The sequence below is a fragment of the Listeria sp. ILCC797 genome, from assembly GCF_900186185.1.
Taxonomy (GTDB): Bacteria; Bacillota; Bacilli; order Lactobacillales; family Listeriaceae; genus Listeria; species Listeria goaensis.
Map to the genome: position 1 here is coordinate 151,440 of NZ_FYBS01000006.1, position 11,931 is coordinate 163,370.

Annotated in this window: 11 protein-coding genes; all 11 read right to left on the reverse strand. The window is 39.6% G+C overall.

Annotated features, from left to right (window positions below; translation table 11 throughout):
• Window positions 1–5 precede the first annotated feature (5 nt).
• The 11 genes from BN1609_RS08125 to BN1609_RS08170 all read right to left on the reverse strand — a co-directional run bounded on the left by BN1609_RS08125 (window position 6) and on the right by BN1609_RS08170 (window position 11,894).
• A complete protein-coding gene (locus BN1609_RS08125; protein ID WP_088839001.1) occupies window positions 6–1,025 on the reverse strand; it encodes a glycosyltransferase family 4 protein in 1,020 nt (339 codons plus the stop codon).
• Window positions 1,018–2,298, reverse strand: coding sequence for a glycosyltransferase family 4 protein (locus BN1609_RS08130; RefSeq protein WP_088809694.1), 1,281 nt, complete (start codon window positions 2,296–2,298; stop codon window positions 1,018–1,020). Before BN1609_RS08130 ends, BN1609_RS08125 begins: the two co-directional genes overlap by 8 nt.
• 288 nt (window positions 2,299–2,586) lie before the next feature.
• On the reverse strand, window positions 2,587–3,441 hold the full coding sequence (gene fba / locus BN1609_RS08135) for a class II fructose-1,6-bisphosphate aldolase (protein ID WP_088809693.1): 855 nt from the start codon (window positions 3,439–3,441) through the stop codon (window positions 2,587–2,589).
• A gap of 168 nt (window positions 3,442–3,609) precedes the next feature.
• Window positions 3,610–4,539: a diacylglycerol kinase gene (locus BN1609_RS08140; protein ID WP_088840745.1), complete on the reverse strand. Its 930-nt coding sequence runs from the start codon at window positions 4,537–4,539 to the stop codon at window positions 3,610–3,612.
• 302 nt (window positions 4,540–4,841) lie between these two features.
• Window positions 4,842–6,005, reverse strand: a complete 1,164-nt coding sequence (locus BN1609_RS08145; RefSeq protein ID WP_088840735.1) for an ImmA/IrrE family metallo-endopeptidase — start codon at window positions 6,003–6,005, stop codon at window positions 4,842–4,844.
• 17 nt (window positions 6,006–6,022) lie between these two features.
• On the reverse strand, window positions 6,023–6,751 hold the full coding sequence (locus BN1609_RS08150) for a hypothetical protein (RefSeq protein WP_088840736.1): 729 nt from the start codon (window positions 6,749–6,751) through the stop codon (window positions 6,023–6,025).
• Window positions 6,752–6,896: 145 nt separating this feature from the next.
• The gene (locus tag BN1609_RS08155) at window positions 6,897–8,489 is read right to left on the reverse strand and encodes a CTP synthase (RefSeq protein ID WP_088809690.1); all 1,593 of its coding nucleotides are present in this window, start codon (window positions 8,487–8,489) and stop codon (window positions 6,897–6,899) included.
• 356 nt (window positions 8,490–8,845) lie between these two features.
• Window positions 8,846–9,388 carry a DNA-directed RNA polymerase subunit delta gene (gene rpoE, locus BN1609_RS08160; protein ID WP_088809689.1) on the reverse strand — a complete coding sequence of 181 codons (543 nt, stop codon included), beginning with the start codon at window positions 9,386–9,388 and terminating at the stop codon, window positions 8,846–8,848.
• Between the two features lie 117 nt (window positions 9,389–9,505).
• On the reverse strand, window positions 9,506–9,655 hold the full coding sequence (locus BN1609_RS13985; RefSeq protein WP_162859622.1) for a hypothetical protein: 150 nt from the start codon (window positions 9,653–9,655) through the stop codon (window positions 9,506–9,508).
• Between the two features lie 131 nt (window positions 9,656–9,786).
• A complete protein-coding gene (argS, locus tag BN1609_RS08165) occupies window positions 9,787–11,457 on the reverse strand; it encodes an arginine--tRNA ligase (protein WP_088815791.1) in 1,671 nt (556 codons plus the stop codon).
• A complete protein-coding gene (locus BN1609_RS08170) occupies window positions 11,454–11,894 on the reverse strand; it encodes a DUF1934 domain-containing protein (RefSeq protein WP_088809687.1) in 441 nt (146 codons plus the stop codon). Before BN1609_RS08170 ends, argS begins: the two co-directional genes overlap by 4 nt.
• Between the last annotated feature and the right edge of the window lie 37 nt (window positions 11,895–11,931).

An 11,931-nucleotide genomic window follows, 5' to 3' on the forward strand; every position in this document is an offset into this window, starting at 1 on the left:
TAGGTTCACTTCCTTACTAAATCATGATAAAATTCATCCCAAATCGCTGTCAAACGGTCCTCCGAATAAAATTCCGCGCCGCGCTCTGCTTTTTCTAGCAGCGCTGCATATTTATCGTCATTCGCTTTTAATTCTGCAATTTTAGTAATGAAATCCGTATTATTTTGCCCTTCTTCATAATAACCAGACAAAATTTCTTTGTATAAATCAAGGTCGCGAAGCAGTACTGGAACGCCTGTACTCATCGCCTCCAAAATCGCCATGGGGAAAAGTTCATTGTACGACGGCATAAAAAATAAATCTGCCATATTGAAGCAGCCATTCATTTCCGAGCGGTCAATGATCCCAATGAATGTCACATTCTCAGGCGGGTTGTCATAAATTTTTTTCAGCTCCTCATAGCCCGATGTAATCTTCCCAAATGAAAAGCCCCCCGCCCAAACAAATTGCACGTCAGGCAATGATTTTGCGACTTCAATAAAGTCAAGCACACCTTTTCGGTGCTGTACTTGTCCTACACCAAGCACAACAAATTTATCAGCGGGAATTTGATATTTTTTGCGAAACATTTCTTTTTGTTTTTCATCCGAAAAAAATGTTTTTTTAGAAACAAAATTAGGGATATAGTGGATTTTTTCTGAAGGAATGTCATACGCTTCTAGTTTTGGTATGAAAGAAGGGTTTACAACGACAATCTCATCCATTCTCTTATAAAAAGAAATTAAATATTTATAAAAAACAGCACGGGCAATTCCCGGTAATTTTAAGCTACCTTCCATCGTTTCTGGTAAGAAATGGACATAGCCAACCCGAACCCCGCGCTTTTTCTTGAAAAAAGTAGATAAATAAAAATGAAAATCTACCGTATGATAATGTGTAATCTCCGTTTTATGAAATTTATTAATCGACATCTCGATTTTATCTTTCAGCCGTTCATCAAGCAGATTAACAAGTTCTCTGTAAGCAGAGGCTACACCTTGCCCTTTCACTTTTTCTGCCGATGAAAGCATAGTTAGCTTAATCACGACGCGATGACCTACCTTTCCGTATATGCGTATTCGATGTTAACGAAAAAACTTGCGATGCCATTTTACTCTTAATGAGCGTTCGTTGCCTGTTCAGCCGCTTTTTGTTTTCCACCGAATAATAAATATCATATATTTCTGCATAGGTTGCTTCAATTCGCTCACCAAAATGGTCTGCGGAATAATTATCTACTTGTTTAAGTGCATTTTTCGCTAGCTCTCTTGCCAGCTCTTCATTTTGAAGCGCCATAATTAATGTTTCGGAAAGCTCATCGTCTGTTTCAAATAAAAATCCAGTTTTTTTATCCACTAAAATGTCTTCGATGCTTTCATCCTTTTTCGCGACAACCGGCAACATTGAAGCCATCGCCTCTAAGTAGGTTAATCCTTGTGTTTCAGAAGTTGAAGCACTCACAAAGAAGTCACCAAGCTGGTAGTAGTCGCCAACTTCACTCCACTCCACTGCGCCCGTAAATATGACCGCATGCGAAAGCGAAAGCTCTTCCACCAACTCTTCTAATTCTTTACGAACTGGACCATCACCAACCACTACTAATTTGGTAAAAGGGAGTTCAGCTAAAACGCCTGGCATGGCTTGAATAATCGCATCAATATTTTTTTCATGCGCCACACGTCCCAAAGAAAGGATAACCGCATCCTGCTCTCCGATACCCAACTGCTTTTTCATTGCCGCTATTTTGCCTGAAGAGGCTTGATCGCACATTTGAATGTTCGTGCCAGTTGGAATCGTATAAATATGTTTATAAATTCCGCATTCCTCTAGATGATGGCGCACTTTTTGCGTCGGTGCAATAAGTGCCTCATAACTATCACAAAAAGATTTTGTCATCTTGCGCACCATTTTTGGTGTTAAAATTTTACCATTAGCAATATAATGCAAATAATCCTCATACATTGTATGGTATGTATGAATGGATGGAATGGAGTATTTTTTAGCAATTTTTTTACCGAGTAAACCTAAAGAAAACTCCGTATGCGTATGAATAATATCTAACTTTAATTCGCCAACAAGGCGGATAAACTTGTTCATGCCCGCAATCGCAATTCTTCTCTCCGGGAAAAACACAAATGGAATACTTGGCAACCTAAACACGCGTCCCTCTTCGCTTTCTCGATCAGCATTAGGGTCGGTTGTTGTAAATATATATACGTTATGTCCTCTTTTTCTTAACTCCGTCTCCATTGTTAAAATGGACGTAGCGACCCCGCTGATTTGCGGACTGTAGGTATCGGTAAAGATTCCTATATTCATTACTATCCCTACTCTCTTTCCGTGTTGGTTCATTCATCAAAACGTTCTTTAATCTATCATCATATATTATACATGTTTATTAATAGCTTTTTCATGCGCCCTTAGAACGATTTTTTTCTAAGCATTTCTAGAAGCTAATGATAAATTTTGCAATTTCCACCCCTATAACTGTTTTAATGATAACATAATCTACTTACTTTCACACAAAATATAGTTTTTAACAGGTTTTAAGGAACAAAAAAGAAGCAGAAAGATTTCTGCTCCTTCCATAACCATTCAATTTTTGATTTACGCTTTACCGTTAGAACCAAATTCTTGAATTTTTTCAGTAACTGTTTTAATGATTGCATCAACACCAGGTCCGATAACTTTACGTGGATCGTAAACTTTATCGTCAGTAGCTAATTTTTCGCGAACAGCTGCAGTCCAAACAATTTGGCACTCAGTGTTTACGTTGATTTTGCTGTGACCTAATTCAATTGCTTTTTTAATTTGGTGTTCAGGAATTCCAGAACCGCCGTGAAGTACAAGTGGAGCACCTGTAAGTTCGGAGATTTCTTTCATTTCATCAAAGCCAAGTTTTGGTTCGCCACTATATGGACCATGAACAGATCCAAGTGCAGCTGCTAATGCATCAATACCAGCTTCTTTAACAACGCGCAGACATTCTTCAGGATTAGCGTAACTAATTCCGCCTGTAACGCCGTCTTCAGTACCACCAACAGTACCAACTTCAGCTTCTACAGAAACACCTTTAGCGTGAGCATAGTCAACAACTTTCTTAGTCATTGCTACATTCTCGTCAATTGGGTGATGCGATCCGTCGATCATTACGGATGAGAAACCTGCGTCGATTGCTGCTTTACAAGAATCAAAGCTTGAACCATGGTCTAAATGGATAGCAACAGGTACAGTGATTTTAAGATCTTCAACAAGACCTTGTGTCATCTTAACAACCGTATTGAATCCTCCCATATATTTAGCAGCACCTTCAGATACTCCTAGGATGACTGGTGATTTTTCAGCTTCCGCAGCTTTCAAAATAGCTTGAGTCCATTCAAGGTTGTTGATGTTGAATTGACCTACAGCATATTTCCCAGCTAATGCTTTTTTCAGCATGTCTGTCATGTTAACGATAGGCATAATACAATTTCCTCCCTCAGGAATTTAAAATTTGAATTTCCGCCGCGAAAAATAGTGGCAGCTATTTTTCCCTAACACGTCTATAATAACAGATTTGTGATTCATTTACCATAAAAGTTGCGAATTATTTTCTGAAAACGCTTTAGCCCCTAGGGTTTAAAACGCCCTCTAATCTTCCTTCCTATAAAGCCTAGCGCTCGCCACCTCTTGATTCGCAAAAACGCGCAAGGCTTCCGGTAAAACTTCCAATTCATACGGCGCATTTCCGCCATAAACGCCGTCATAACTAATATTTAAAACTTCCTTAGATTCCAATTTGACACGTTTCACTTGGCGATGGATTACGTGCGGGCTTTCAAGATGCGTTCCGCGTTTTAATAGCAGAAATAGCGAAAACAATTTGGCTGGTGATACCTTTTTTAGAATCAGCAAGTCAAAATAGCCATCATTAATTTTGGCAGGCGGACAAAGCGATTCAAGCCCACCGACCGTGTGGGAATTGCTCACAAAACAAATTAGCATCTGACCCTTGAAGCGCTCGTCGTCAAATGTAATTTCGACAGGCGTCGCTTTGAGATTTGGCAGCATCTTTAAGCCATCAAAAAGGTACGCCAGACGCCCATAACGATTCTTTTTCGCCTCCGGCACCGCGTATGTAATTTCCGTAATTTTTCCAGCAGCTACATTATTAATAAAAAATTCGTCCTGATTCGCCTTGCCAATATCGATGCCAACAGTCTCGCGATTAATAATGCTGTTTAGCGCTTCAAGCGGATCTTTATTCACGCCCAAAGCCCGCGCATAGTCATTCGTCGTTCCCATCGGTAAAATTCCTAAAACGGGGCGTTTAGACGACTGCATGATTCCGTTCACAACCTCATTCACCGTCCCGTCACCGCCAGCCGCAATGATGGCCGAAACACCAGACTCCGCTGCTTTTTTAGCAAGCTTCAAAATACTTTTAGGCTTACTTGTAGACGACACAAGCGTCACGTCAAAATCCGCCTCATTCAACTTCTCTTCAACGAGCGGCATCCACTTCCGGAACTTATTTTTTCCAGCCGCTGGATTGTATATTAACACTATTTCTTTAATCAAACCTTCCCCTACTCTCCCTTTTATGCTAAATTCAGTTTGCAATACACGTAGGGATATTGTCAAATTTAAAAGCCTCCTAGACATAGAAGGCTTCAGACTAATAAAAAACGGACATTTTCGGAGTTCTTGCCTGCGCTTCGCCTCACTTCTCACATGGTCGGACAAACTACGTCCTCCCTGTTTTCAGTTATCATGTACTCGAATACACGCCATCTCAACGTTTGTCATCAGCCTGATTGTGCGTGATACGTTTTGTTTGGCTTACGTGTTTGGCGTTTTTCTACAAGGCTCGATTTAACGTATTAGCGAAACTTTGGTTTCAAGACATTATTGTAACTTGAAAAATCTTCCTTCGCCTGATATTTTTCGAAAAAAGCTGGCTCAATCGTAAACAATCGCTCTAAAAACAGTGTTTCAACTTTGAACATCGTTTCGAGTTCAGCCAAACTAATCACTTGATTAGATAAAATGAGCTCCAAAATATTTCGGATTTTCCCAGGCCGTTTAAGTGGGATTTCTGAATCAAGCGGCTCCACAAGTTTATATTTTTTTTTCGCAAGCTGTCTGTAAAAATAACTATTTTGCTGCGGCGTAAGAAAACCTAATCGGTATGCTCGCATTTCTAAAGCTTGAATTGATACATTGTATTTCGCCTTAAGTTCCATATAGGAATCTGGATTAGAAATATGCCGAAGTTCTTGCAAATCTTTAACAATATTTTTTTCCGGTAATAAGAAACAAGCGGCAAATAAGTTGGCTTCATTTTCAATTTTATTATAGTCTTCTTTGTCTAAAGCTAGCATATCAATATTGTTATGCATCAACAAGTGACCTAGTTCATGCGCCAAATCAAAATTTCTTCGCACTGCCGATTTCTTTATACCGAGAACAATAATGGGTATTTGACTAGCTGACCAAGCACTATAGGCGTCGGTTTTGTCGCCTACCTCCTTCTCTACAATATGAATGCCAGACTTCTCAAGTTGAAGCAGCAAATTTGCATTATCATCTGTTACACCAATAAATTCTTTTGCTAGTGCAGCGATTTCCTCAATACAATTTTTTGATTCGCTTCTCTGATAATACATCTTCAAGCATTTTTCTCTTAGACTTAAAATAGTACTCTTAGGCGAACTCAGGAAGCTTTCTAGCGATGTAATAACCTCGTGAACAAAATTCAAATATTCCGTCTCTGAAAACGCCCGCTTTCGGCTAGTCATATCGGCTGCACGATAAATAATTTGTTCTTCTTTAAACACACTCGGAACTTTTAATTCTTGTAAGAAAAACTGTGTTTTTACTCCAAAAAGTCTTTTAAGTTCAACAACGATTTCAAATTTAGGGTTCGTTACTTGATTTTCAAACTGCCAAACAGCTTGTTCAGAAACCCCAAGCTTCTCTCCTAGTTCTTTTCGTGACAAGCCGTACAAGGCTCTGACCCTTTGAAGATTATCACCTCTAAACACAACGATTTCCTCCTCATTTAGTTTCCAATTTCTTCGCCTTCTTCTGGTAGCGTCGTATATCCATAATCCTCAACACTACCAAACTCAACTTCACCAGAAATCGATTCATATTCATTTTCCTGGATAATGACATCACTGCTTTGTAAATATGATGATAGTTTCTGTACACTATGTAACTCCCCAGTTTCAGCATCTGGTGCTACAATTTCTACACTTATAATCTCTTTTGTATGGCTATCCGTTTCATATGTCACAATATAAAATTCCGAAAAATTTCTTTCTCGGATTTCTTCTGTTTGCTCCCATTTTTCAAAATCCAAAAACTGTAATTGGATAGAAACGCCTTCCATTTTCACCCGTCCTTGACGGAGTTCCTGAATCCATGGATTATTTACTTTCGCTAAGTCTACTAGATATTGGCTTTTTTTATGCGAACTTTGGAACGTTCGTTTCAGCCGCAAAATATTTTTAACAATAAATAGACACTTGTTATCTTTTCTACCAAAAGCAAATTGAAGATATTCCCAAGATTCACCCGCTTTAGCGAGTTGGTCTTTTTCAATTAAGCCCGTGAGTTTTCTTGAAACAGCATCATCAATATGGTTCCCTTTAACAAAAGCATAACTTGCCGAAACTTTCAATTCTTCCTTTTTTTGTCTACGTATTTCTAAATAGTCTTTATATCCTTGTAAGATGCCATCTACAATGGCTTGAGCTTGTTGTTCATTCACGATTTCTCTATTCATTCTCATACCTCCTACAATGTTGTTATCTAACATTATAGCACCAAGCAATCACAAAAATAAATCAAAAGCTACATTTTTTTCTTTTTTTATAAAGTAATTACACAAAGAATGCAACTCAGCCTGAACCTGAGTTGCACTCACATAATTATTTAACTGCCGCGCCGATAAAGCCTTTGAACAAGCTTTGCGGACGATTTGGTCTGGAAATGAATTCTGGGTGATATTGACAAGCAACAAACCACGGGTGATCTTTTAACTCTACCACCTCAACAAGACGGCCGTCAGGGCTAGTTGCTGAAACAATCATGCCTGCCTGCTCCATTTGTTCACGGTAGTCATTATTGAACTCATAGCGATGACGGTGACGTTCCTCGACAATCGTTTCCCCATAAGCTTCTGCCGCTTTCGTGCCTTCCTTAATTCGTGCAGGATAAAGCCCCAAGCGAAGCGTTCCACCCATGTTTTCGATATTTTTTTGCTCTGGGAGTAAATCAATGATATTATGTTTTGCTTCGGGGTCGATTTCAGCGGAATGCGCCCCGTCAAGCTTAAGAACATTTCGCGCAAACTCAACTGTTGCCAGTTGCATACCAAGGCAAATTCCAAAGTACGGTACTTTGTTAACGCGCGCATATTCAACAGCAAGAAGCTTTCCTTCAATTGCCCGGTCGCCGAACCCTCCGGGAACTAAAATCCCATCTGCATCTTTCAAAAGTTCCGTAACATTTTCTTTTGTGACTTTTTCCGAATCAATCCAGTCAATTTGAATCTCCGCATCATGTGCATACCCAGCATGCCGTAACGCTTCCGCTATAGAAAGATACGCGTCTTGTAAGGAAACGTATTTCCCAACGAGCGCAATCCGAACTTTCTTCGATAAATTTTGCACGCGGTGTACAAGCTCCGTCCACTCAGTCATTTCAGCAGGTGGCGCGTCTAATTTCAAATGGTCGAGCACGATTTGATCCATTTTTTGTGCTTGTAACGAAAGAGGCACGTTATAAAGCGTATCTTCATCGCGGCTTTCGATAACTTCGGATGCTTTAATATCACAGAAAAGGGCAATTTTTTCCTTCATTTCTGTGGAAACGGGTTGTTCTGTGCGTACCACAATAATATTTGGTTGAATGCCTAAACTACGCAGCTCTTTAACACTGTGCTGAGTGGGTTTAGTTTTCATTTCGCCTGCTGCTTTAATGTAAGGAATGAGTGTTGTGTGGATATATAGGACATTTTCAGACCCAACATCGCTTTTGATTTGGCGAATCGCTTCAAGGAACGGAAGTGATTCGATGTCCCCCACGGTTCCGCCAATCTCGGTAATGATAATATCTGAATTTGTCATTCTTGCCGCTCTAAACACGCGGTCTTTCAGCTCGTTTGTGATATGCGGGATAACTTGAACGGTTCCGCCAAGATAGTCGCCGCGGCGTTCTTTTTTAATGACCTCTGAGTAAACTTTACCTGTTGTGACGTTGCTATATTTATTTAAATTAATATCGATAAAGCGCTCATAATGCCCCAAATCTAAATCCGTTTCGGCACCATCATCTGTTACAAAAACCTCACCATGTTGATACGGGCTCATTGTTCCCGGGTCCACGTTAATATATGGATCGAATTTTTGAATTGTCACACTTAATCCGCGGTTTTTCAGCAGTCGCCCAAGTGATGCTGCTGTAATCCCTTTACCAATAGATGAAACTACGCCACCTGTTACAAAAATATACTTCGTCATTAAAAAATCCGACTCCTTCCTTTTCCAAAAAATAGCGGTTAAATGGACTTAACCTTCGGGGTGAACTCTATTACTTCAAAACGTCCCTACAAATAAAATCACCAAATGCAATTAAATGTGCTTGCACTTGGTAATTAGGAAATATTTTATTCAGCTTCCGCCAAATAAAAAACGCTCCTACTTTCATAAAAAGTAAGGGAGCGCTAACTGAACATATCCGTCCCAATTAAGGGAGCCCAAATAAAATACTACATATGAAACAAGAATAAGTCAAGTGTTTATTTTTTGTAAGCGACATCATCGCTTTGTACGTCCTAAAAAAAATCACCCGAATAATTTTCGGGTGATTTTTCATTTTATTCTTCTGGATCTTCCGTGTAATCTCCGTCGCTATAGTCATCTTCTACTGTAGCAAGTTCGCCTTCAATCCCGTCAGGCAAGTGGTCATCTGCGTCCTCGTCTTCATCGACTAGGCCGTCTGAGAGTGAAATTTCTTCTTCTCCGAGTTCTTCCACTTCGTCATCTTCTTCGTATTCGATATCGTCATCCATGATATCTTCAACCTCTTCATCTTCATCATCGTCGTCATCTTTTTTACGTTTTTTCTTCGGTTTCGTTTGTGTTTGAACTTCTTCATCAATGGCATCAATTGGATACCAAGCGCGAAGCCCCCAAGTGTTGTTTCCTAGTGAAATAAAATTACCGTCGATGTTCATATCTGTATAAAATTGAACTAAACGCTCTTTCATTTCGTCATCTGTCAACTCTAAAAAGTTTTTAATTTCTTCAACTAATTCTTTAAAATTAATAACTTCTCGACGATTTTCTAAAACATAATGCGCGACTTCAATTAAAGATACTTCTTTCCGCTCTTCTTGAGATAAATTACTTAAATCCAAAGCTGGCACGCCCTTTCGTTAAACTACATTTATTGTTTCTTTCATCATTTACTTTTTATTCAACTTAACCATTTTACATGTTATCACTGGCAAGCACAACCATAAATTTTACATCTGTCAACTTTTCTTTACGATTTGATACCCTATGTAGAAAAATAAAATGGCCATTAATAAAATCGGAATCGAACCAAGTTGAAAATTATACAAAATATAAATTGCGATGCACAGAAATACAAAAAGCAGCGCTAAAGTTACTATTCGCTTCATTTTAGAATCTCCCGTCATCAAAATGCCTCCGTGATTTAACTTTAAAACATTTTGTTATTCTCGTCAATGACTAGGCTGGAAGAAAAAGTTCGGCAAGCGATACACCGCCTGAATGCCGAACTTCCATTTCATTACATCTTTTCAGGAGCTGAAACACCAAGTAGTTTAAGGCCATTACGAAGCGCAATTTTAACTGCTTGAATTAAAGCTAGTCTTGCTTTTGTCAGCTCAACAGCTTCTTTATCAAGAACCTTATTGACATTATAGAAACGATGGAATGCACTAGCTAAGTCATTTAAATAGCGTACAATTCGGTGCGGCGCGCGTTTTACTGCCGCTTCAGAAACGACATCTGGAAAATCACCAAGCACTTTTAACAAATCAAATTCCGTTTCGGTTTTTAACAAACTTACATCGGCGGATTCTACCGCACGAAGATCTTGCTCTTCACCTGATCTTAAAATGCTAGCAATTCTGGCATGCGCATATTGCACATAGTAAACTGGGTTTTCGTTGGACGTGGATTTCGCTAAGCCCATGTCAAAATTCATATGCGTATCTGAGCTTCTCATCGCGAAGAAGTAGCGCGTTGCGTCAAGGCCAACTTCTTCAATCAAATCGCGCATTGTTACTGATTTCCCTGTGCGCTTACTCATTTTAACTTGCTCGCCATTTTCATAAAGGTGAACGAGTTGGATGATTTCTACTTCAAGTTGTGTCGGCTTATAGCCTAACGCTTCAATTGCAGCTCTCATACGTGGAATATACCCGTGATGGTCGGCTCCCCAAACATCAATCAGCACATCAAATCCGCGGCTCAATTTATCTAAATGGTAGGCAATATCCGGGAAGAAATACGTATAACTGCCGTCCGACTTAATGAGCACCCTGTCTTTATCGTCATCAAAGTCCGTGGTACGTAGCCACGTTGCTCCTTCTTCTTCAAAGACATATCCATTAGCCTTTAACTTTTCAAGAGCAGGAAGGATTTTATTATTTTCATAAAGAGAAGTTTCAGAGAACCAGTTGTCGAAGTGCACCCTGAACTCGTCCAGATCCGCTTTTAATTTCGCTGTTTCAAATGCAAGTGCATCTTTCTTAAACACCGCATGGCGCTCTTCCTCGCTTGTTTCCACATATTTATTGTCGTATTTATCCGCAAGCTCTTTCCCGAGCGCAATAATATCTTTTCCGTGATAGCCATCTTCTGGAAACTCTTTTTCAAGCCCTAGCGCCTCAAAGTACCGCGCCTCAGCGGACAGCACAAGGTTATTAATTTGATTTCCCGCGTCGTTAATATAATATTCACGCGAAACATTAAACCCTGCCATGTCTAAAATATTGGCCAAAGAATCGCCAATCGCCGCTCCGCGAGCATGACCAAGATGGAGATCTCCGGTTGGATTGGCGGAAACAAATTCAATTTGAATCTTTTCCCCTTTCCCAAAGTCCGATTGACCATACTTTTCATCCTCATTCAAAATGACCGGCACTAAATTGGTTAGGTAAGAATTATCCATAAAGAAATTAATGAATCCCGGCCCAGCAATTTCAACCTCTTTAATCAGCGCATTATTCGTGCCGATTTCAGCCACAATACTTTCGGCAATTTGACGCGGCGCTTTTTTAGCCACACGCGCTAATTGCATCGCGATATTGGTTGAGTAGTCTCCGTGTGATTTTTCTTTTGGTACTTCAAGTAAAATATTAGGTATGCTATCTTCATCAATCGCAAGGGCCGCGATTACAGCTTGCTTAATCCCCGCGATTAAATCATTTTCGTTTTTTTGAATGATGTTCATTCGTTCATTTCCTCCTCTATTCGCATGTTTACTTCGTATGAGCCGATAAAGGCTCCACCACTAAGTAAATCGTACTGAAAAGCAATTTTTCCGCTGAGCGGATTTTTTTCAAACGCTTCCGTGTAGCCAATCAATTCTGACTCAAAAACTAGCTTTCCAGCCCCGGAATCTACTGAAGCAACACTTCGCTTTTTATCTTTAAAAAAGTGCATGCGCATACTTACAGCGCCACTGCGGAGCAACAAAAGTTCTTCCTTAGAGATTTTAAGAACTGAACGTATTACACCAGCAACTTGTTTTTCTTCATAGTGAAGATAATGACTGTTTTCATCTTGATAAAAAACACCAGATACAGACATTTCCGTTTTTTCTTCTGCATTCATCTGTCTGACAATATTTGTAATATGAATTTTTACGGGCGTGCGTGTTTTCGTCATTTTTATGACACCTTTCCAAACAGACGTGTAGACGTAC